This is a genomic window from Mycobacterium sherrisii (genome assembly GCF_002102355.1).
Taxonomy (GTDB): domain Bacteria; phylum Actinomycetota; class Actinomycetes; order Mycobacteriales; family Mycobacteriaceae; genus Mycobacterium; species Mycobacterium sherrisii.
In genome coordinates this window covers 1-20,510 of the sequence record NZ_LQPT01000038.1, presented here as the reverse complement: position 1 = coordinate 20,510, position 20,510 = coordinate 1, and the positions used below count along the sequence as shown (strand labels likewise).

The window sequence follows — 20,510 nt, the reverse complement described above, 5'->3', positions numbered from 1 at the left end:
CTTCTGTGACGTAAAGTTCGCCGCCGAGTCTACGTGGACGGTCCGGTCGATCGCCGACCGTGGGGCCCCACCCCTCGAGCCGTCCCGGTTTCGCGGCGGGCGATTCCGGAGAACCTGAAGGACGTGAATCAACCGAAAGAACCCGAGGACGCGACGCAGTCGACCGAGGAGCAGCGGGAGTTGCAGGACAAACTGGAACACCAGCACGAGGACCCGCAGGGGCCGGGCTTGGGCCAGTCCGACCGCAACGTCGCCGACGAGAGCACGCGCTAGCCCCGGCCGGCGACGATGTCGACGAACAGCTGGTGGATGCGGCGGTCACCGGTCACCTCCGGGTGAAAGGCCGTCGCCAGCATCGGGCCCTGCCGCACCGCGACGGCGTGTCCGGCCGCGGTCGCCAACACCTGCACGCCCGCGCCGACGCGCTCGACCCAAGGCGCACGAATGAACACCGCGCGCACCGGGCCGTCCAGGCCGGCGAAGTCGACATCGCCCTCGAACGAATCGACCTGACGCCCAAAGGCATTGCGCCGCACGGTTATGTCGATGGCGCGCAGCGGCAGCGCCTGCCGTCCGTTGGCGCCGGCGTCGAGGATTTCGCTGGACAGCATGATCATGCCCGCGCAGGCCCCGTAGGCCGGCAGCCCGTCGGCCAGCCGTGCCCGCAATGGCTCGAGCAGATCGAGGTCGAGCAGCAGATGGCTCATCGTGGTGGATTCCCCGCCCGGGATCACCAGCCCGTCGATGGCGTCGATCTCGCCGCGCCGGCGCACCGGCATCGACTCGGCTCCCGCCTCGCGCAGCGCCGTCAGATGCTCCCGGGTGTCGCCCTGCAACGCCAACACGCCGATGCGCGGGCGGCTCACTTGCCGTATCCCCGCGGGAAGCGGGTCAGCCCCTCCTGCATGACCGCCGCCACCATCTCGCCGGACTGGCTGAAGATCTTGCCCTGACACAACGCCCGGCCGCCGCTGGCCGACGGCGAGGACTGGTCGTACAGCAGCCACTCGTCGGCGCGGAAGGCACGCATGAACCACATCGCGTGGTCCAGCGACGCCACCTGCAGGTGGGCACGGACGTCGAGATGGTTGACCTGTGCGGAGCCCAGCAACGTGAGGTCGCTCATGTAGGCCAGCGCGCAGATGTGCAGCACCGGGTCATCCGGCAGCGGGTCGCGGTGGCGGAACCACACCTGCTGCTGAGAAGCCTTGCCGGGCAACAACTCCAGCCGCTCGCGCGGCACGATGCACACGTCCCACTCCTCGAACTGCTTGAAGCCCGCATCGTCGAAGACCTTGATCGAGTCCAGCCCCGGGAGGCCGTCGGGCGGTGGGGCGGACGGCATCCGGTCCTGGTGGTGAATGCCCTCCTGGTCGGTCTGAAACGACGCGCCCATGCTGAAGATGATCTCGCCGTGCTGAATGGCGTTGACCCGGCGGGTCGCGAACGAACCGCCGTCGCGCGTGCGCTCGACGATGAAGACGGTGGGCTCGTTGGCGTCCCCGGGCCGCAGGAAGTAGCCGTGCAGCGAGTGCACCTGGTAGCGCGGGTCTACCGTGCGCACGGCCGAGACGAGCGACTGCCCGGCGACGTGACCGCCGAAGGTGCGCTGGAAGTATCCCGACTCCGGACTGAACACCCGACCGCGGTAGATGTTGACCTCGAGCTGCTCGAGATCAAGGATCTCTTCGATAGCCACCAACAGCCCTTGGCTTACCAGCCGCGCTCGGCCAGGCGATGCGGTTGCGCGATCTGCTCGACGTTGATGCCGACCATCGCCTCACCCAGGCCGCGGGAAACCTTGGCCAGCACGTCGGGGTCGTCGTAGAAGGTGGTGGCCTTGACGATCGCGGCCGCGCGTGCGGCGGGGTCGCCCGACTTGAAGATGCCGGAGCCGACGAACACACCCTCGGCCCCGAGTTGCATCATCATCGCCGCGTCGGCCGGGGTCGCGATGCCGCCGGCGGTGAACAGTGTCACCGGCAGCTTGCCGGCCCGGGCCACCTCGACCACCAGGTCGTAGGGTGCCTGCAATTCCTTTGCGGCGACGAACAATTCGTCGTCCGACAGGGATGTCAGCCGACGGATTTCGCCGCCGATGGCCCGCATGTGGGTGGTCGCGTTGGACACGTCGCCGGTGCCGGCTTCGCCCTTGGACCGGATCATCGCGGCACCCTCGTTGATCCGCCGCAGCGCCTCACCCAGGTTGGTCGCGCCGCACACGAACGGCACGGTGAACTTCCACTTGTCGATGTGGTGGGTGTAGTCGGCGGGTGTGAGCACCTCGGATTCGTCGATGTAATCTACGCCCAGGCTTTGCAGGATCTGCGCCTCGACGAAATGCCCGATCCGCGCCTTGGCCATCACCGGGATGGTCACCGCCGAGATGATGCCCTCGATCATGTCGGGGTCACTCATCCGCGACACCCCGCCCTGGGCCCGGATGTCGGCGGGTACCCGCTCCAGTGCCATCACCGCGACGGCGCCGGCGCCCTCGGCGATCCGAGCCTGCTCCGGGGTGACGACGTCCATGATGACGCCGCCTTTGAGCATCTCGGCCATGCCGCGCTTGACGCGGGCCGTCCCCGTCTGGTTGGCCTGGCTCGACTGTGCGCCGATGTTCACTAGCTCTTCTCTCCTCGAACTGTCGAGCTTCCACTCTAGTGGGGCCCACAAATCGATTTCCGCACCGTTTCTGGGAGACCTTCAACGTCTGCCGAACAAATGGGTGCGACGTAGGTCACATTGTGCTAAGAATTGCACCAGTTGTTTGCGAAAACCGTTGCTGCTGGTGCAAGTCCACGGGTCCAGCCCTGGTCACACCCGCCGTTAATGGGGAGCCGAAAGAGGTTTCCTATGTTGCCCGACTTCGCGCTACTGCCGCCGGAAATCAATTCCGCACGCATGTACGCGGGTCCACGGGCACAGACGATGTGGGTGGCGGCGGCGGCCTGGGACGGATTGGCCGCGCAATTGGGGTCGGCGGCGAGTTCATTTCAAACGACCGTCTCGACGTTGACCGACGGGGTGTGGCAGGGACCGGCCTCGCTGACGATGGCGACCGCGGCGGCGCCGTACGTGCAGTGGCTGACCGCGACGTCGGCGAAGGCGGAGGTGGTGGCCAACCAGGCCCGGTTGTCGGCGGGTGCGTTCGAGGTGGCGTTCAGCGCGACGGTGCCGCCGGAGGTGGTCGCGGCCAACCGTGCGCTGCTGTTGTTCCTGACCGCCACCAACTTCCTGGGGCAGAACTGCGCGGCCATCGCCGCGACGGAGTCCGACTACGCCGAGATGTGGGCGCAGGACGTGGCGGCGATGACCGGCTACGACGCCGCGATCACCGCGGCCCAGGCCGGCTGGACCGCGTTCAGTCCCCCGCCGCTGACGCTGACCAAGCTGCCCACCCCGATCTATACCTCCTTCCTGCAGGAACTGCTCGACGGCTTCATCAATTCGCTGGCCCAGCAGCTGATGAACCCGATGTCGCAGCTGCAGATGGCGTCGACGCCGGCCCAGTTCGCCATGCAACCGCTGAGCGGCCTCACCGGCCAGCTGATGTCCGGCGCGAACCCGTTGCTCAGCAGCGCCGGCAGCATCCCCGCGATCGATCCGGTGCTGACCTCCGCGGTCGGTCCGAGCACCGGCGCCACCCCGGTCACCGCGCAGCTCGTCGGCAGCGTGACCAGCGCCAGCATGGGGCGGGCCGATTCCATCGGCGCGCTGTCGGTGCCCGCGAGCTGGGTGTCCGACGCGGCGCCGGCGGCTACCCCGGCACCGGCGACGGCCGCGGTGCGCCCGGTCGCGGCGAGCCTGCCCGCCACCGGCCAGCTGCCGTCGCCCGGTGTGCCCGGCCGGCTGCTGAGCGCCGCCGCTGCGGCGAGAGCCGCACAGCACGGGGTCCCACCCCGCCCGGCCGCCGGCTAGCCAGGCGGTACGCCGATGACCTTCGTGATCACCGATGTCGATGCGATGGCGACGGCTGCCGACGAGTTGCAGGGCATCGGCGCGAGCCTGGAGGCGACGAACGCGGCCGCGGCGGCCCCCATGTCGTCGGTGCTGCCGCCGGCCACGGATTCGGTGTCGGCGCGCGCGGCGGCTCTGCTCGGCGCGCAGGCTCAGCAGTATCAAACGCTGAGCGCGCAAGCCGAACTGTTCCACAACCAGTTCGTGCAAACCCTGATCACCGCGAAAAACGCCTACGCCGAAGCCGAGGCGTCCAATGCCGCCGCCCTGCAATCGTCTGCCGGGTCCAACAAGATCGCGCTGATCATGGGCGGCACCGGGAACCCGTCGCCGAATCTGAACTACATGACGTCGATCGAGCAGGCGTATCTGGCCCAGAACTATCCCGGCTACACGTTGGTGAGTTTGCATACGCCGGAAGAGTTCTGGCCGGTGACCGGCCTGGGCAGCCAAACCTTCGGCAGGTCGGTGTACACGGGCTTCGCCACACTCAACAACGCGATCATGACGGAGACCGCGGCCGGGAATCGTGTTGTGGTGGTGGGTTATTCGCAGAGTGCGACCATCGCCAGCCTGGAGATGCGCTATCTGCAGGCCCTGCCGGCGGCGTTGCGGCCGGATGCCGACCTATTGAACTTCGTGTTGCTGGCCAACCCGAACAACCCGATGGGCGGCATCCTGACGCACTTCATTCCCGGCTTCGGCAGCTTCCGCTTCCCGACACCGCTCACGACGCCCTACCTGACGTCGATCTTCACGTTGCAGTACGACGCCATCGCCGATTTCCCGTTGCATCCGCTGTGGCTGCCGTCGAGCGTCAACGCGCTGTTCGGCTATCTGAATCTGCACTCCACGATGCCGTACCTGTCCGCCGCGCAGGTCGCGACCGCGATTGAGCACCAGATCGGCAACCTGACGTTTTATTTCATGCCCACCGCGCAACTCCCGCTGCTGGATCCGCTGCGGATGCTGCCGATCCTCGGAAACCCGTTGGCGGACTTGCTGCAACCGTTCCTCAAGCCGATCGTGGACCTGGGCTATGCGCCCGGCCTGCTGCCCGGCCTCAACCCGCTCAGCGTTGCCGGTTACGTCGGCCAGGGCGCCACGGCCGGCGTCGCGAATCCGCTGGTTGCGGGGTTGCCCCCGCTGGTCGTCAACGGGACGGTGAGCGGGTTCTAGCTCAGCGGATGGACTGCAGCTGTGGCTGGCGGCCCGTCGCGGCGTTGTCGGCCAATCCGATGGCATCGGCCAGCAACTCGGCCAGCTGGCGCGGGTACACGGTCTGGCCGGCGGCCGCCAATTCGGCGACGTCGGTCGCGTCGCACCAGCGGTGGCCGTGAATGTAGCGGCGTTCCAGATCGCTGCGCCCGCCGGCGGAGGGTTCGAACCGCTGCGTGCGGCACACGAAGAAGAACTCCTCGCTGTCGATCAGCGCACCGTTGAACTCGAAGACCTCGTCGCGGCGCCAGATCGGCCCGACCATGTCGGCCGGCGCGACCCGTAACCCGGTCTCCTCGGCCAACTCTCGCACCGCGGCCTCGACGAGCCGTTCACCCGGCCCCACCTCGCCGCCGACCGTGATCCACCACCGCGGGGCGTTCTCGATCGCCGGATCCGAGCCGCACAGCAGCAGCACGGCACCGCTGTGGTCGAGCAACACGATCCGCGCCGAGGTGCGGTGTTTGGGCACGCCGTGGCCCGAGTCGGCGAGCGCGTGCGGACGCTCGACGATCTCGAAATAGCTTGGTAGCTTTGCCGTTCCGCCGAGCCGCAGGGCGCGCACCGGGCGCCGCTCGGCCAGGGCCAGGGTGTCGCGGACGGCGTCGTTGTGGAAGCGGCGGGCCAGCAGCAGCCGGGCCTCGGCGTCGGCCAACTCGGCGATCAGCCCGGCCGGCACCGACGCGGGGTCGACCATCCCCAGCGCCGCCGACAGTTCGTTTTCGGCGTTCTCCCGCGCGTGCCTCGGCGCCCGCTCGGCGGCGTCGGCCAGCGCCGAAAGCCGATGACCCGCCGCGGAGCCGTGGTAGGCGTCGATCGCGACCGCGCGGGCCACCACCGCGCGGCGCGCCAGCGCGCCGTCGAGGGCTTGCCAGGACAGGTCGTAGCGGACGTTGAGCCGGTTCAACCGGTTGGCCGTCCGCACGGCCCAGACGCCGATCAGCGCGAGCATGGTGAGCAGCACGACGACGGCGGCGATCAGCCAGACCATCAGCTGGCCACCTTGACCTTGGTGCCGGACCCAGCGACGGTTTCGTAGACCCGCATGATCTGGCTGGCCACCACCGACCAGTCGTAGCGGGCGACCGCCGCGGTTCCGGCCGCCACGTAGCGTTCGCGCAGCGCATCGTTGCCGAGCATCTCGATCAGCCCGGCGGCCAGCTCGGCGGCGTCGCCGACCGGCACCAACCGGCCGGCCTCGCCGTCGCGCAGCACGCGGCGGAACGCATCCAGGTCGCTGGCGACCACCGGCGTGCCGGCGGCCATCGCCTCCACCAGCACGATGCCGAAACTCTCACCGCCGACGTTGGGCGCGCAGTAGACGTCGGCGCTGCGCATCGCGGACGCCTTAGCGGCGTCGTCGACCAGCCCGAGCAACCGCATGCGCGGCGCCAATTCGCCCGCCTGGGCCCGTAATTCGTCCTGGTCGCCGTGACCGACGATCAGCACCTGCAGGTCGGGGAACTGCTCCACCACCCGCGGCAGCGCCTCGAGCAGCACCGCCATCCCCTTGCGCGGCTCGTCGTAGCGGCCCAGAAACAGCACCGTCTTACCGGGCCGCGGGTAGCCGTCCAGCAGCGGCGCGGCGGCCAGCGCGGGGACGTCGACGCCGTTGGGGATCTCCACCGCGTCGGAACCAAGCGCCTCCATCTGCCAGCGCCGGGCCAGATCCGAGACCGCGATGCGGCCGATGATCTTTTCGTGCCAGGGCCGTAGCACGCCCTGAAACACCGACAGCGTCAGCGATTTGGTGGTCGAGGTGTGAAACGTCGCCACGATCGGCCCCTCGGCCGCCCGCAGCGCCCACATGGACAGGCTGGGGGCGTTCGGCTCGTGCAGGTGCAGGACGTCGAAGTCGCCCTGCAGCAGCCACTTTCGCACCCGGCCGTGCACAGCCGGGCTGAATTGCAGCCGCGCCACCGAGCCGTTGTAGGGAATCGGGATGGCCTTGCCGGCCGAGACGACGTAGTCGGGCAGGCTGACGTGCGGCGAGGCCGGCGCCAGCACGCTGACGTCGTGGCCGCGGGCGCGCATCACCGCCGCCAATTGCAGGACATGCGATTGCACCCCGCCCGGAACGTCGAACGAGTACGGGCAGACCATGCCGATCCGCATCAGGATTGCTCCAGCCGGGCGCGCCGCTCGTCGGACAGGTCGGCCAGCCATTGTGGCTGCAGCATGTGCCAGTCTTCGGGATGGGCGGCGATGTTGGCCGCGAACTGGTCGGCCAGCATCTGGGTGATGCCGGCGACGTCGCCACTCGAGCAGTCCAGCGGCGGATGGATCCGCACCCGCCAGCCGTCGGGCTCGTTCCAGCAGTGCGCCGGCAGCAGCGCGGCCCCGGTCTCGATCGCCAGCTTGGCCGGGCCGGCCGGCATCCGGGTGGGCTCGCCGAAGAAGTCGACTTGCACCCCGGTGCGGGTCAGATCGCGCTCGGCCATCAGGCAGACCGACCGGTTGGCGCGCAGCCGTTCGCACAACACCTCGAAGGGCGGCCGGTCACCACCGGACAACGGCAGCACTTCGAAGCCGAGGCTTTCCCGGTAGGCGATGAAACGCCGGTACAGCGACTCGGGTTTGAGGCGCTCGGCGACGGTGGTGAAGGTGCCGCGGGTCTGGGCCAGCCACACCCCGGCCATGTCCCAGTTGCCGCTGTGCGGCAGCGCCAGCACGGCGCCGCGCCCCTCGGCCAGGGCCGCGTCGAGATTGTCGGCGCCCTGGAAGGTCTCGTCGATCCGGCGGGCCAGTACCCGGTGGTCCATCGAGGGCAACCGGAACGCCTCTCGCCAGTAGCGGGCGTAGGAGGCCAGCGAGTCGCGCATCAGGCGATCGGGCAGCTGCGCCGGCGCGACACCGAGCACCCGGGCCAGGTTCTTGCGGAGTTGATCGGGGCCGCCGCCGCGGGCCGCGTAGCGCGCCCCGGCGTCGAACACGTTGCGCGCGGCGAACTCCGGGACCGCCCGCACCGCCATCCAGCCGGCGGCGTAGGCCCAGTCGGTCGCGGTGGTGGTCACCAGGCGGCCGGGCGCCGCAAGCGCTTTCAGTCCCGTCGGTGTGGCGATCACGGCTGTTCCGTTCCGTCGCCGCCCGGGGTGGGTGGCAGGGTGTCCCGCGCCCCGGTCGAGGTGCGCACCGTGTGTAGCCGCTGCAGGCAGGTGAGGACGCTGGCGGCCGCCAGCACCCACATCGCGATGGGCAGCGCAGGTGGCCAGGCGATGCCGGGCAGGTCCGAGATGCCGGCGCCGACCAGCACGATGATCAGCCGTTCGGGCCGTTCGATCAGGCCGCCGTCGCCGCCTAGTCCGCTGGCCTCCGCCCGGGCCTTGATGTAGGAGATCACCTGGGAGGTCACCAGGCAGATCAGCGTCGCGACGGCCAGCGGTTTGTCGTGCAGACCGAAGACGGTCCACCACAGCAGCCCGCCGAATACCGCGCCGTCGCTGATGCGGTCGCAGGTGGCGTCGAGGACCGCGCCGAACCGGGTGCCGCCGCCGCGTTCCCGGGCCATCGCCCCGTCGGCCATGTCGAACAGCACGAAGAACCAGACCACGCACGCGCCGGCGAACAGCTCGCCCAGTGGGAACAGCGTCACCGCCCCCGCCACCGTCGCGACGGTGCCCAGGATGGTGACCGCGTCGGGTGTCAGACCCAGCCGCAGCAGCACCCTGGCCGTCGGGCTGGTCAGGCGGGCGAACGCGGCCCGGGACAAAAACGGCGCCTTACTCATCGTCACTCATGGTCACTCATGGTCGGTGCCGCAACTCACGGTTGTTTTGCCCACTCGGTGGCCAGCAGCTCCCGGGTGTCGCGCAGCAACTGCGGGATCACCTTCGAACCGCCGACGATGGTGATGAAGTTCGCGTCACCACCCCAGCGCGGCACCACGTGCACGTGCAGGTGTTCGGCCAGCGACCCGCCCGCGGAGGCTCCCAGGTTCAGGCCGACGTTGAAGCCGTGCGGACGGGACACGTTCTTGATGACCCTAATCGCCTTCTGGATGAAGGACATCAGCTCCGCGCTTTCGGCCTCGGTCAGGTCCTCGAGTTCCGATACCCGCCGGTACGGCACCACCATCAGGTGCCCAGGGTTGTACGGGTAGAGGTTGAGCACGGCGTAGACGAGCTCGCCGCGGGCCACCACCAGGCCGTCCTCGTCGGGCAGCTGCGGAATGTCGGTGAACGGCTGCTCGGTCTTGCCCGACGAATTGGGGTCGCGCTTCATCGGCGCTTCGGCCAGATACGTCATCCGGTACGGCGTCCACAACCGTTGCAGGTGGTCACGCTCGCCGACCCCCGTGTCGAGGATGGTGTCCTCGCTGTGGTCGACGCTGCCCTGCTCACTCACCGCCGGTCACCTTCACCAATTCCGCTGTCGGAGCAGCGTTTTCACGATCGGCGATCCACCCCACGATGGCGTCGACGGCCGCGTCGACGGGCACGCCGTTGATCTGGGTGCGGTCGCCGAACCGGAAGCTGACCGCCCCGGCCTCGACGTCGCGGTCCCCGGCCAGCAGCATGAACGGGACGCGCAGGTTGGTGTGGTTGACGATCTTCTTGGCCATCCGGTCGTCGCTGGTGTCGACCTCCACCCGGACTCCCCGCGATTTCAGTTGCGCCGCAACCTGTTCCAGGTAGCTGGCGTGATCGTCGGCGACCGGGATGCCGACCACCTGAACCGGCGCCAGCCAGGCCGGGAAGGCGCCGGCGTAATGCTCGGTGAGGATGCCGAAGAACCGCTCGATCGACCCGAACAGCGCGCGGTGGATCAGCACCGGCCGCTGCCGCGACCCGTCGGGCGCGGTGTATTCCAGCTCGAATCGGTCCGGCATGTTGAAGTCGAGCTGGATCGTCGACATCTGCCAGCTGCGCCCCAGCGCGTCCTTGACCTGAACCGAGATCTTCGGGCCGTAGAACGCCGCGCCGCCAGGATCGGGAACGAAGTGCAAACCGGACGCCTCGGCCACCTCCCGCAGCACTTCTGTTGCCTCGTCCCACATTTCGTCGGAACCGGAGTACTTATCCGGGTCCTTGGTGGACAGCTCCAGGTAGAAGTCGTTGAGGCCGTAGTCGGCCAGCAGGTCGAGCACGAACCGCAACAGCGAGGCCAGCTCGTCACGCATCTGCTCGCGGGTGCAGTAGATGTGCGCGTCATCTTGGGTCATGCCCCGCACCCGGGTCAGTCCGTGCACCACACCCGACTTCTCGTAGCGGTAGACGCTGCCGAATTCGAAGAGCCGCAACGGAAGTTCGCGATACGACCGGCCACGGGAGCGGTAGATCAGGTGGTGCATCGGGCAGTTCATCGGCTTGAGGTAGTAGTCCTGCCCGGGTTTGCGCACCGTCCCGTCCGCGTTGAACTCCGCGTCCAGATGCATGGGCGGGTACATGCCGTCGGCGTACCACTCGAGGTGGCCCGAGGTGATGTACAGCTGCTCCTTGGTGATGTGCGGAGTGTTGACGAACTCGTATCCGGCCTCGATGTGCTTGCGGCGCGAGTACTCCTCCAGCTCGCGGCGGATGATGCCGCCCTTGGGGTGGAAAACCGCGAGACCGGAACCGATTTCGTCGGGGAAGCTGAACAGGTCCAGCTCGACGCCCAGCTTGCGGTGATCGCGGCGCTGGGCCTCCTCGATGAGCTCGAGATGCTTGTCGAGCGCCTCCTGCGACTCCCAGGCGGTGCCGTAGATGCGCTGCAGGCTGGCGTTGCTCTGGTCACCTCGCCAGTACGCGGCCGAGCTGCGGGTCAGCTTGAACGCCGGGATGTGCTTGGTGGTGGGGATGTGCGGGCCGCGGCACAGGTCGCCCCAAACCCGTTCGCGGGTGCGGGGATTGAGGTTGTCGTAGGCGGTGAGCTCATCACCCCCGACCTCCATCACGTCGGGGTCGCCGGACTTGTCGTCGACCAGTTCGAGCTTGTAGGGCTCGTCGGCCAGCTCGGCGCGCGCGGCGTCCTTGGACGCGTAGACCCGCCGGTCGAACAGCTGCCCGTCCTTGACGATCTGGCGCATCCGCTTTTCCAGCTTCGTCAGGTCCTCCGGGGTGAACGGCTCGGCCACGTCGAAGTCGTAGTAGAACCCGTCGGCGATCGGCGGCCCGATCCCCAATTTGGCGTGCGGGAACAGATCCTGGACGGCCTGGGCCAGCACGTGCGCGGTGGAGTGCCGGATGACGCTGCGGCCCTCTTCGGTGTTGGCCGCGACCGGCACGACCTCGGTGTCCACGTCGGGCGTCCAGCTTAGGTCGCGCAGCTTGCCGTCGGCGTCGCGTACCACCACGATGGCGTCGGGCGTCCCCCGCCGCGGCAGCCCGGCCTCCCCGACCGCGGCGGCCGCGGTAGTCCCGGCGGGAACCCGGATCGGGGCGGGTTGGGCGGCGGCGCTCATCGGGGTTGGTCTCCAAAGGTAGAGGTGAGGGGCGGTCGGCGAGCGGTCCGGATCGATCCCGGACGATCTAAGCCATGCTATCGGGGCGCGCCCGCACCGGACCAAGCCGCCGGGGTGATCACGGCTGGCCGGGTTTGAGCTTCACGAACAGCGCGTCGGCCTCGGTCAGCAACGTGTCGCCGTCGGTCAACTTGCCGGACACGAAGATCTTGCGGCCCTCGACCCGGTCCACCCCGGCGTCGAACTGCAGCTCCGTTTCGATCGGCACGATGTTGCGATAGTTGATCTTCAGGTATGCGGTGCGCTGGCGCGGGCTGCCGGTCAGCACCGAGGCGGTGAGACCCAGGACGGTGTCGAACAGCATCCCCAGCGAACCACCGTGCACCGCGCCGTTGCGGCCCAGGTGGAAGCGGCCGAACCGGGCGCTGCCCTCGATGCGCCCGTCCTCGGTCTTGCGGGACTCGATCGGGACAGTGAGGATGTTGCCCCGCACCGGTAGGTCCATCCGGCGACCCGACGGCGACGCCCACTCGTCGGCGTCATACGGACTCAGCAGCGCCGACAGCTTTTCCAGCGTGTCGGCGGCCTCGGTGATGACGTCGTCGGGCGCGTCGACGGCCCGCGCATGGTCTTGCAGTTTGCGTACCGCGTCGATGAAGCGGCCGTAGTCCGGGCCGCCCTTGGTCGTCGGTTCGGGCGGGTTGAATCCCCCGCCGGGGTGCTGCTGCTGGTCGCCGGCCACCAGGACACCGTATTGGGTGCCCGGTTACTGGGCTGCGGCGGCCGCCAGGGTCTCGAACTCGTCGTCGGACAGCGTGATCTCCGCGGCGGCGACGTTCTCCTCCAGGTGCTTGACCTTTGACGTGCCGGGAATCGGCAGCATCACCGGAGAACGCTTGAGCAGCCAGGCCAACGCCAGCTGTGACGGCGACGCGTGGTGGTCGTCGGCGATGCGCTGCAGCGGACCGTCGGGCGCGGCCAGCGGGCCGGCAGCCAGCGGGAACCACGGGATAAAGCCGATCCCCTGCTCGGTCACGAAGTCGACCAGCGGCTCGGCCTGGCGGACCGACAGGTTGTACATGTTCTGCACCGACACGATCTCGGTGATCTGCAGCGCCTGCTGCAGTTCGTCGACGTTGACCTCGGAGAGCCCGATGTGGCGGATCTTGCCCTCCTGCTTCAGCTTGACGAGCTCGCCCAGCTGGTCGGCCAGTGGCCATTTGGGGTCGATGCGGTGCAGCTGGAACAGGTCGATGGTGTCCACGCCGAGGCGGCGCAGGCTCATCTCGCATTCCTGGCGCAGGTAGGCGGGGTAGCCCATCTCGACCCAGACGTCCGGACCGGTCCGCAGAAAGCCGGCCTTCGTCGCGATCACCAGTCCGTCGTAGGGGTACAGCGCTTCGCGGATGATCTCCTCGGAGAGGTAGGGGCCGTAGGAATCCGCGGTGTCGATGAAGTTCACCCCGAGTTCGACGGCGCGCCGCAACACCCGGACGCATTCGTCGCGATCGGCCGGCGGGCCCCAGACGCCCTTGCCGACGATGCGCATCGCCCCGAAGCCGAGACGGTTGACGGTCAGATCGCCGCCGAAGGTGAACGTTCCGGATGCTTCGGCAACAGTTTTCGAGTTTTGTGCAGTCACGCCTAAAACCGTACGCCGCCCGCACGGTTACGCATCTCGGCGTGGCAAGCTGGGCGGGTGGACCTGGCAGCACTGCAGGAGCTTCCGCTGAGCTATTCCGAGGTCGGCGCCACCGCGTCGGGCGAGGTGCCGCCCGGATACGGCCGGTTGCGGGTGGAGAAGCAGATCGGAACGGGCCGGCAGCGTTTCGAGCGCGCCGCCGACGCGGTCATGCGCTGGGGCATGCAACGCGGCGCCGGGCTGCGGGTGCAGGCCAGCTCGGAGGTGGCGGCGGTCGACACGGTGGTGTTGGTGCGGCTGGGTTTGCTGCCCGCGCCGTGCCGGGTGGTCTACGTGATCGACGAACCCGACCTCCGCGGGTTCGGCTACGGCACCTTGCCGGGCCATCCCGAATCCGGTGAGGAGCGCTTCGCGGTGCGCATCGACGCGGACACCTGCGCGGTCTTCGCGGAGGTGTCGGCGTTCTCCCGGCCCGCGACCTGGTGGAGCAGGGCCGCTCGCCCGGCGGTGTCGGTGGCGCAGCGCGTCATCGCCAGGCGCTACCTGCGCGGGGTCTGACCGGAACACGGCTCGGGGCTAGGTGTTCCAGCCGGCCAGTAAACGCGCTGCGCCCGAACACATTTCATCGATGACCTGGGCCACGGAGGCGTCGTCGCGGATCATGCCCACGCCCTGCCCGGCGTCGACCGGGGCAATGCTGCGGTCGTCGTTGGCGACGGCCTCGGCCAGCTCGTCGCAGGCCCTGGCGTCCAGCGCCTCCTCGTGGCCCGCCCAGCGCGCGACGAAGTCGTTGGCCAGCACCCGCGACGGGAATCGGGCCGGCCACGGCAGTCCGCTGGCGACGTCGAAGGCCCGGGTGACCGCGGTGTCGGTGGACCGGGCCGTGATCAGCGCCCGGCGGCTGGCGTCGCCGGTCAGCGCCTCCGGGCAGGCGGACAGCCGGGTGCCCACCCAGGCGCCGCTGGCGCCGGCGGCCAACACCGCGGCGAGGCTGCGTGCCGAGGCGATGCCGCCGCCGGCCAGGACCGGCACCGACACGGCATCCAAGACCGCGTCGAGCAGCGGCAGGGTCCCGAGCCGGGTTTCGCCGTGCCCGCCGCCCTCGGCGCCGCGGGCGACCACGATGTCTACCCCCGCGTCGACCGCCCGGCGTGCGCCCTGGGCATCGTAAACCTGTGTGGCGGTTGTGATTCCGGCATCATGCGCCTGGGCGACCCAGGACCAGCCGGTGCCGAAACTGACCGACAGCAGTGCCGGTCGCGCCGCCAGGGCGTCCTGCAGCAGGCCCTTCTCGTTGCGCATCACCCAGTCCACCAACCCGATGCCGAAGCGGCCCGCGGCGTGGCCCCCGATGTGGCGCAGCTGGGTCGCCAGCAGTTCCCTGTTCGCGGCGCTGCCCAGGCCGACCATGCCCAGCCCGCCGGCCGCGCTGACCGCCGTGGCCAGCCGGCCGCCGGCGACGCCGCCCATCGGGGCGTTGACGATCGGCACCCGCAGACCGAACTGTGCCGACCAGGGCGTGGACAGCACGGCGCTCAATGCGATTGCGAGGGAATGCTTTTCAGTACGGTCAGGATGACCACCGAGTCCGCTACGGCGCGCAGCGCGTGCCGCTGCGGCGGGATCGCCACGTAGTCGCCGGGCCTGCCGTCCCAGGAGTCGTCACCGGTCGTCAGGCGGACGTGCCCCTGCAACACCTGCAACGTGGCCTCACCCGGGCTGTCGTGCTCGGACAGGTCGTGGTCGGCGAGCAGCGCCAGCACGGTTTGCCGGAGTTCGTGGCTGTGCCCGCCGTGGATGGTGTGTGCGGCGCGTCCGCTGTGCGACTGCCGGGCTTCGGCCAGCTTTTCGGCGGCCAGGCTGGTCAGTGAGATCGATTCCATGGGTACGTCCTCTCCGGCTCAGGCGGTCAATAGCAGTATCCCCGCCACGATCAGGGCCGCCGTCTTGACCACCTCCAAACCGACGTAGGCGTAGTGAGCCCGGGACCGGGGCGCGTCGGATCCGGCCAGCACCGCGTCGGAACGGCGGGTCAGCCGTGGTCGCACCGCGATCAGCTGGACGGCCAGCATGACGAACGCGATGCCCAACGCGACGAGGATGCGGGTGGGCATCGGGCCGTCGAGCGCCAGCGCCAGCAGGACGATGGCGAACGCGACCTCGATGGTGTTGAGCGCCCGGAACACCAGGCGCCCGATGCCGAGCCCGATCTGCAGCGTGACGTTGGGCGCCCGGAATTTCAGCGGCGCTTCCACAAACGAGATCGCCAACACCATCCCCAGCCAGACGAAGGTGATCGCGATCGCGGCGGCGGTTTCGGTGCTCATCGTGGGGCCTCCTGTAATTCGAGGTGCGCCAGGCATAGGTCCGGCTCGACGAAGGCCTCGAGGCGCTCGGCGGTGACCGGGGCCGCCCAGCTCTCCAGGGCCCCCTGCATGAGGCCCAGGTGAACGGAACAGACGACGTTGCTTCGGTTTTCGGCGATCTCCAGGAACGGGCAGTGCCGCAGGCCGACCTGCTGTGCACCGGTCTCGCGACGGCGCTCCGGGGCGAAACCGAGCCGGTCGAGCAGGTCCATCAGGCGGTCGATGGCCTGCTCGGGGGTCTCGGCGGGCCGCGGTGCCGTCCCCGGGTCGAGCCGGCGCCCCCAGGCCCGGCCGGCGGCCAGCGCCTTGGCCCCGGGGTCCTTGTCGCCGGCCAGCGCGGCCGTCAGGATCTCGGCGAGCACTTCGTAGTGCCGCGTCCCGCCCCGGTCCATCTGCCGGACCGCCCGGAACATCAGGGGCGGGCGGCCCGGCCCCTTGCGGCCGGGCCCGACCTGCTCCACCTGGCCGGCAGCAACCAGGCTGTCGAGATGGAAGCGGACGGTGTTGGGGTGCACGCCCAGCGCGTCGGCGATCGCGAGAATGGTCAACGGCTCCCGGGCGGCGCGCAGGGTCCGCAGCACCTGCCGGCGCCGGTTCGCGGACTCCCCCGGCTCGGAACCGGCCCCTGGCCGGCTCGGGCGCCGAGACCTTCCGCTAACGTTCGACATGCGATAAAGTTTACACAATCGCGGTTGTAAAAAACAGGAAGGGACGGCTATTTCCATGGCTGCCATGTCCAGTCGCGCCGACGACAGCGTCCAGGGCCACTGGCTGCTGGCGCGGCTCGGCAAACGCGTCCTGCGTCCCGGTGGTGTCGGTCTCACCCGCACCCTGTTGGCCGGCGCCGACGTCACCGACGCCGACGTGCTCGAGCTGGCACCGGGACTGGGCCGCACCGCCGCCGAGATCCTCACCCGCAGACCGCGCTCCTATGTCGGCGCCGAACAGGACCCGGAGGCCGCAGACACGGTCCGCGCGGTCATCGCCGGCCTGCCGGCCGAGTGCGGCACCGTGCGGGTCGCCGACGCGGCCGACACGGGACTGCCCGACGCCAGCCGCGACGTCGTCATCGGCGAGGCGATGCTGACCATGCAGGGCGACAGCACCAAGCACGCCATCGTCGCCGAGGCCGCACGGGTGCTGCGGCCGAACGGCCGTTACGCCATCCACGAACTCGCGCTGACCCCCGACTCCGTCCCCGACGAGGTCAGCACCGAGATCCGGCAGTCGCTGGCCCGCGCGATCAAGGTGAACGCGCGGCCATTGACGATCGCGGAATGGTCGCGGCTGCTGGCCGATCACGGCCTGGTGGTCGACCAGGTGGCCACCGCGCCGATGGCGCTGCTGGCGCCGCGGCGCGTGATCGCCGACGAGGGATTGCTCGGCGCGCTGCGCTTCGCCAAGAACCTTGCGCTCAATCCCGACGCGCGCAAACGGGTGCTGACCATGCGCGCGACGTTCCGCAAGCACCGCGAGCGGCTCACCGCGGTCGCGATCGTCGCCCGCAAGCCGGCGGCCGCGGCGACTTAATCGACATTATTGCTGGGCTTCATCGCCAATTTGCCTGGCATCTATCGCTGTGCTCAAGGGTATGTGCCGTGTCCGACCCCTCGACGAACACCGGGTACGCGCATGCCTCCCGCCGCCGCCGGCCGTCGCAGCACACGGGTGACGACCGCACGCAGGCCATCCTGTCCGCCGCCGAACGACTCTTGGCGCAACGCCCGCTGGCCGACTTCTCCGTCGACGATCTGGCCCGGGGTGCCGGGATTTCCCGGCCGACCTTCTACTTCTACTTCCCGTCCAAGAACGCCGTCGTGCTGTCCCTGCTGGACCAGCTGCACAGCACGGCGCACGCGGCGATGAACACGTTGCGCACCAATCTGACCGGTGATCCGGAGACGCTGTGGCGCGACCGCATCGAGGCGTTCTTCGAGGTGTCCGGCTCCCACCGCGCGGTGGCCGTGGCCGGTGCGGCGGCCAAGGCCACCAACCCGGAGGTACGGCAGGCGTGGGCAACGCTGATGCAGCAATGGATTTCGTTCACCGCCGTCGCCATCAGCGCCGAGCGTTCGCGGGGCGCCGCCCCGCACACGGTCCCGGCCGCGGACCTGTCGATCGCCCTGAACATGTTGAGCGAGCGGGTGATGGCCGCGACATTCACCGCCGAGGAGCCGGCGATCCACGAGGACCGCGTGATCGACACGCTGGTGCACATCTGGCTGGCCAGCATCTACCCCTCGTCAAGGAGCCGTTCCGCGCGGGCCACCGTCTCGTCGATCAGCCGATCGGAGGGGCCGAGGTAGGTCGGCGACGGCGGCTTGCCGGCCAGCTCCGCGATGGCGTGTTGTTCGCCGAGAACATTTGCGGCACTGAGGTTTTCGAACATCCTATCCGCGTGCACCCGCAGCCCGGCCAGCAGCTCGCCGCACTGCGAACCCGCCACAGCGTCCGCCTGGCCAGTGTCCGCACCGTGTCCCATTCGGCATGCCAGACGTCGTCCGGGCGTTCGTCGTTGGCCAGCGCCGCGGCGATGTGCAGGGTCGCCGCCAGCTGCGGCGCGGCCATCGCGGCCCGCCGTATCAGCACGGACAGCACCGGGTTGCGCTTGTGCGGCATCGACGACGAGGCGCCGCGACCGGCGGCCGCTGGTTCGCTCAGCTCGCCGATCTCCGGGCGGGCCAAAGTGACCACGTCGGAAGCGATCCGTCCCCAGCCGTCGGTGCAGCCCACCAGCCGACTCCACCGCGACCATCGACCGCAGCAGCGCCCGATCGGACAGGTGCTCGCCGGCCCGCTGGTCTCCCGGCCGCAACAGGTTGCTCACCGCGCCGTGTCCCGGTACGCCAGGAACACCGTCTCCGTTGGCCCCTGTAGGTGAATGTCGGCTGTTTCGGGTGGCGCAGCGCGCTGCTGCGATACGGCGGATAGTCCAGCAGCGGCGCGGTGGCCGCGTTGCCGGTGTGCCGGGCCGCGATGGCCGCCATCTCGGCGGTGATGTCATCCTGCGACGCGACGCGCCCCGCTGACTCGCCCTGCCGGCGTGAACTACAGGGCGCGCACCAGCGCGGCGCGGCCCTTGGTCCGCAGCCGGTGCACCGCCGAACCGCGATAGTGCTCGATCCGCGCGGCCATCTTCTCGCCCAGTTCCTCGACCTCGGCGTCGCTGAGCTCCACCCCCGGCGGAGCGGGGATCATGTCACGTTCTTCTTCGTCGGCGTGCGCCTCGAGCACGAGCTTGAAGGAGTTCCATTCGTCCTCGTAGCCGGGCGCGGTCTGCGGCGTGTTGAGCAGCACCGAGAGCTGGTCGATCACCTGGCGGTGCTCGGCGTGTGCCACCGCGATCAACTTGCTCGCGGCGGCCAGGGCCGGGTAGTACAGGTCGTCCTCGATGCGGAAGTGGATGTCGAGTTCGATCAGCAGATCGTCGAAAAGGGCATGGCGCTCTTCGCTGTTCACCGGGGCCTCGCTGATCTTGCGGCCGAGGCCCTTGATCACCACGTGATGGTCTTTGAGTACTTCGTATGCGTTCATTGCGCGCCGCCTTCCGCCCTAGGCCTCGCCGAGGCTGGGCTGCGCCTCGCCGCGGACTTCGACCACTCCATTGACCAACCTGGCCTGATAGCACGGCAGCGGGGCCGCCGCCGGCCCGCGCACCACCTCGCCGGACTCGGTCGAAAACCAAGAGCCGTGCCACGGGCAGACGAGCCGGCCACGATCCACCCAGCCGTCGGCCATGGGTGCCGCCAGATGCGGGCAGAACTCGCCGTAGGCGGACACTTCCCCCGGTTTGGTCTGGCACACCACCAGCCCGACCCCGTCGACCTCGACCCGGACCGGCTTGCCGTTCAACGAGCCGGCGTCCAGCACGGGCGTCCATTCCTGTGTGCGCAGCCGGCGGCCCGACTGGTCGATGCCGATGCCGGATTCGAACACCAGGGCGCCGCCCAGGTAACTGCCGCCGACGGTGATGAGGTAGCCGAGCGCCGACAGGGCGATGCCGCGGCGATGCAGGCCGCGGCGGCGATCCCACCATGACTGCGCATACAGTCCGGTCGCGACCAGGTTCACGACGCCGTGCACCAAACCCACCCGGCGATCTTCTTGGTGGGTGTGCTGCCAGTCGCTCACGCCGGTGACGGCCGACCCGATGCTGGCCAGAATCCCGACACCCAGCGCGCGGCCGGCGAATCGGGAGGCGTCCACCAGTTCGTGGGCGGGCCGGCCGGGCAGCACGCTGAGCGCGTCGAGCGCGACGGTGGTGCCCAGCGCCCCGCTGGTCAGGGAGGCCAGCGGCGGATGCACGGGGTGGCCCAGCCACACTCCGTTCAGCGCGTTCATCACGGTGTTGCGGGATCGGCCCAGCCCATTGAACGCGAAGCTCAGCAGGTGTTCGAGCCGATAACTGGGGCGGTCCAACCACTGTTGGCGGCCGATGGCGGCCAGTGCCCGGGGGCCGAGCTTGCGGAATCGAGCGGCGGGCCGATCAGCCATGACAGCTGCCCACACTACGCAGCAAAGACATATGCCCACGGTAACTGTGACCGTGGGCAACATTGTTGTGCGGTAGCTGTGAGTTCCCGCACAGAACGCAGTGGGGCTGGTGGGAGCCGTCGCCGCTTGGCCGCCTTGGTCAGCGCACCGGCCACCGACGAGTATTGCGCGTCGTCGAGGCGGAGCTGCGGGGCAGCGGCATTGAGGGCCAGCCGCAGGCCGGGGGCGCGGGTCGGGATCGTCACCGCGACCGAGGCGACCCCATCCTCGCTCTCCTCCCGGTTGATCGTCTAGGAGTCTGCTGAATTATGCACGTTGGGGGCGGGGTGCCTCGCGGCGCTTGTTGGCGCTGATTTGAAGTCATACCCTGAGGTCGACAGAAGAGGTCCCCCCGCCGTTGTTCAGCGTGGCATCGCGGTAACGTGCTTGGCAATGACCAAGGGCGGCT

The 20,510-nt window shown here is 69.3% G+C and carries 23 protein-coding genes and 3 pseudogenes; 6 read left to right on the top strand and 20 right to left on the bottom strand.

Going from position 1 to position 20,510, the window contains the following annotated elements:
- Positions 1-123 precede the first annotated feature (123 nt).
- Positions 124-273, top strand: coding sequence for a hypothetical protein (locus tag AWC25_RS26990; protein WP_169717115.1), 150 nt, complete (start codon positions 124-126; stop codon positions 271-273).
- Here the strand turns inward: AWC25_RS26990 and pdxT are convergent.
- From pdxT to pdxS, 3 genes are read right to left on the bottom strand one after another with little or no spacing between them, the layout of a single operon-like run.
- A complete protein-coding gene (pdxT, locus tag AWC25_RS06885; protein WP_069402258.1) occupies positions 270-866 on the bottom strand; it encodes a pyridoxal 5'-phosphate synthase glutaminase subunit PdxT in 597 nt (198 codons plus the stop codon). The genes AWC25_RS26990 and pdxT overlap by 4 nt on opposite strands.
- Positions 863-1,699: an acyl-CoA thioesterase II gene (gene tesB / locus AWC25_RS06880; RefSeq protein ID WP_069402279.1), complete on the bottom strand. Its 837-nt coding sequence runs from the start codon at positions 1,697-1,699 to the stop codon at positions 863-865. The genes pdxT and tesB overlap by 4 nt, the downstream gene beginning before the upstream one ends.
- A gap of 14 nt (positions 1,700-1,713) precedes the next feature.
- Positions 1,714-2,619, bottom strand: coding sequence for a pyridoxal 5'-phosphate synthase lyase subunit PdxS (pdxS, locus tag AWC25_RS06875; RefSeq protein ID WP_372513415.1), 906 nt, complete (start codon positions 2,617-2,619; stop codon positions 1,714-1,716).
- A 237-nt stretch (positions 2,620-2,856) separates the two neighbouring features.
- Here pdxS and AWC25_RS06870 point away from each other — a divergent pair, with 237 nt between their 5' ends.
- Together AWC25_RS06870 and AWC25_RS06865 are read left to right on the top strand one after the other, a co-directional pair.
- Positions 2,857-3,921 carry a PPE family protein gene (locus AWC25_RS06870; RefSeq protein WP_069402256.1) on the top strand — a complete coding sequence of 355 codons (1,065 nt, stop codon included), beginning with the start codon at positions 2,857-2,859 and terminating at the stop codon, positions 3,919-3,921.
- Between the two features lie 15 nt (positions 3,922-3,936).
- A complete protein-coding gene (locus AWC25_RS06865; protein ID WP_069402255.1) occupies positions 3,937-5,139 on the top strand; it encodes a PE family protein in 1,203 nt (400 codons plus the stop codon).
- A gap of 1 nt (position 5,140) precedes the next feature.
- On the opposite strand, the gene AWC25_RS06860 is transcribed toward AWC25_RS06865, so the two are convergent.
- The 8 genes from AWC25_RS06860 to AWC25_RS06825 form a co-directional block, all read right to left on the bottom strand.
- Positions 5,141-6,169 carry an NUDIX hydrolase gene (locus AWC25_RS06860; protein ID WP_069402254.1) on the bottom strand — a complete coding sequence of 343 codons (1,029 nt, stop codon included), beginning with the start codon at positions 6,167-6,169 and terminating at the stop codon, positions 5,141-5,143.
- Entirely contained in the window at positions 6,169-7,293 is a 1,125-nt protein-coding gene (locus AWC25_RS06855; protein WP_085166537.1) for a glycosyltransferase family 4 protein, read from the bottom strand. The genes AWC25_RS06860 and AWC25_RS06855 overlap by 1 nt, the downstream gene beginning before the upstream one ends.
- On the bottom strand, positions 7,293-8,243 hold the full coding sequence (locus AWC25_RS06850; RefSeq protein WP_085166536.1) for a phosphatidylinositol mannoside acyltransferase: 951 nt from the start codon (positions 8,241-8,243) through the stop codon (positions 7,293-7,295). Before AWC25_RS06850 ends, AWC25_RS06855 begins: the two co-directional genes overlap by 1 nt.
- The gene (pgsA, locus tag AWC25_RS06845) at positions 8,240-8,905 is read right to left on the bottom strand and encodes a phosphatidylinositol phosphate synthase (protein WP_085166535.1); all 666 of its coding nucleotides are present in this window, start codon (positions 8,903-8,905) and stop codon (positions 8,240-8,242) included. The genes AWC25_RS06850 and pgsA overlap by 4 nt, the downstream gene beginning before the upstream one ends.
- A 35-nt stretch (positions 8,906-8,940) precedes the next feature.
- On the bottom strand, positions 8,941-9,522 hold the full coding sequence (locus tag AWC25_RS06840) for an ATP adenylyltransferase (protein WP_069402250.1): 582 nt from the start codon (positions 9,520-9,522) through the stop codon (positions 8,941-8,943).
- On the bottom strand, positions 9,515-11,560 hold the full coding sequence (gene thrS, locus AWC25_RS06835; RefSeq protein WP_069402249.1) for a threonine--tRNA ligase: 2,046 nt from the start codon (positions 11,558-11,560) through the stop codon (positions 9,515-9,517). The genes AWC25_RS06840 and thrS overlap by 8 nt, the downstream gene beginning before the upstream one ends.
- Positions 11,561-11,678: 118 nt before the next feature.
- A complete protein-coding gene (locus tag AWC25_RS06830; protein WP_069402248.1) occupies positions 11,679-12,302 on the bottom strand; it encodes a PaaI family thioesterase in 624 nt (207 codons plus the stop codon).
- A 24-nt stretch (positions 12,303-12,326) separates the two neighbouring features.
- The gene (locus AWC25_RS06825) at positions 12,327-13,202 is read right to left on the bottom strand and encodes an aldo/keto reductase (RefSeq protein ID WP_069402247.1); all 876 of its coding nucleotides are present in this window, start codon (positions 13,200-13,202) and stop codon (positions 12,327-12,329) included.
- 57 nt (positions 13,203-13,259) lie between these two features.
- Here AWC25_RS06825 and AWC25_RS06820 point away from each other — a divergent pair, with 57 nt between their 5' ends.
- Positions 13,260-13,760, top strand: coding sequence for a DUF1990 domain-containing protein (locus AWC25_RS06820; RefSeq protein WP_069402246.1), 501 nt, complete (start codon positions 13,260-13,262; stop codon positions 13,758-13,760).
- Between the two features lie 18 nt (positions 13,761-13,778).
- Here AWC25_RS06820 and AWC25_RS06815 read toward each other — a convergent pair whose 3' ends face one another.
- Genes AWC25_RS06815 through AWC25_RS06800 form a run of 4 tightly spaced genes read right to left on the bottom strand, consistent with a single transcriptional unit; the run spans position 13,779 to position 16,236 of the window.
- Complete coding sequence (locus tag AWC25_RS06815; RefSeq protein ID WP_069402245.1) at positions 13,779-14,732, bottom strand: NAD(P)H-dependent flavin oxidoreductase; 954 nt, start codon at positions 14,730-14,732, stop codon at positions 13,779-13,781.
- 5 nt (positions 14,733-14,737) lie between these two features.
- On the bottom strand, positions 14,738-15,085 hold the full coding sequence (locus tag AWC25_RS06810; RefSeq protein ID WP_069402244.1) for a cupin domain-containing protein: 348 nt from the start codon (positions 15,083-15,085) through the stop codon (positions 14,738-14,740).
- A gap of 18 nt (positions 15,086-15,103) precedes the next feature.
- Positions 15,104-15,529 carry a hypothetical protein gene (locus AWC25_RS06805; RefSeq protein ID WP_069402243.1) on the bottom strand — a complete coding sequence of 142 codons (426 nt, stop codon included), beginning with the start codon at positions 15,527-15,529 and terminating at the stop codon, positions 15,104-15,106.
- A complete protein-coding gene (locus AWC25_RS06800; protein WP_085166534.1) occupies positions 15,526-16,236 on the bottom strand; it encodes a helix-turn-helix transcriptional regulator in 711 nt (236 codons plus the stop codon). The genes AWC25_RS06805 and AWC25_RS06800 overlap by 4 nt, the downstream gene beginning before the upstream one ends.
- Positions 16,237-16,300: 64 nt before the next feature.
- On the opposite strand from AWC25_RS06800, the gene AWC25_RS06795 reads away from it, so the two are divergent.
- Together AWC25_RS06795 and AWC25_RS06790 are read left to right on the top strand one after the other, a co-directional pair.
- Positions 16,301-17,098, top strand: a complete 798-nt coding sequence (locus AWC25_RS06795) for a class I SAM-dependent methyltransferase (RefSeq protein WP_415858673.1) — start codon at positions 16,301-16,303, stop codon at positions 17,096-17,098.
- A gap of 68 nt (positions 17,099-17,166) precedes the next feature.
- Positions 17,167-17,874 (top strand): TetR/AcrR family transcriptional regulator, encoded by a 708-nt coding sequence (locus AWC25_RS06790; RefSeq protein ID WP_069402240.1) that lies wholly within the window; start codon positions 17,167-17,169, stop codon positions 17,872-17,874.
- Here AWC25_RS06790 and AWC25_RS06785 read toward each other — a convergent pair.
- From AWC25_RS06785 to AWC25_RS26435, 5 genes and pseudogenes are all read right to left on the bottom strand, one after another.
- Positions 17,802-18,304 (bottom strand): annotated as a pseudogene (locus AWC25_RS06785) (lyase family protein); the annotation flags it as partial. The gene AWC25_RS06790 and the pseudogene AWC25_RS06785 overlap by 73 nt on opposite strands.
- Positions 18,305-18,453: 149 nt before the next feature.
- A pseudogene (locus tag AWC25_RS27310) lies at positions 18,454-18,555 on the bottom strand (protocatechuate 3,4-dioxygenase subunit beta); the annotation flags it as partial.
- Positions 18,556-18,616: 61 nt separating this feature from the next.
- Entirely contained in the window at positions 18,617-19,102 is a 486-nt protein-coding gene (locus tag AWC25_RS06775) for a hemerythrin domain-containing protein (protein WP_085166533.1), read from the bottom strand.
- 18 nt (positions 19,103-19,120) lie between these two features.
- Positions 19,121-20,062: a Rieske (2Fe-2S) protein gene (locus AWC25_RS06770; RefSeq protein ID WP_069402237.1), complete on the bottom strand. Its 942-nt coding sequence runs from the start codon at positions 20,060-20,062 to the stop codon at positions 19,121-19,123.
- Between the two features lie 14 nt (positions 20,063-20,076).
- Positions 20,077-20,346, bottom strand: a pseudogene (locus tag AWC25_RS26435) (hypothetical protein); the annotation flags it as partial.
- Positions 20,347-20,510: the final 164 nt, after the last annotated feature.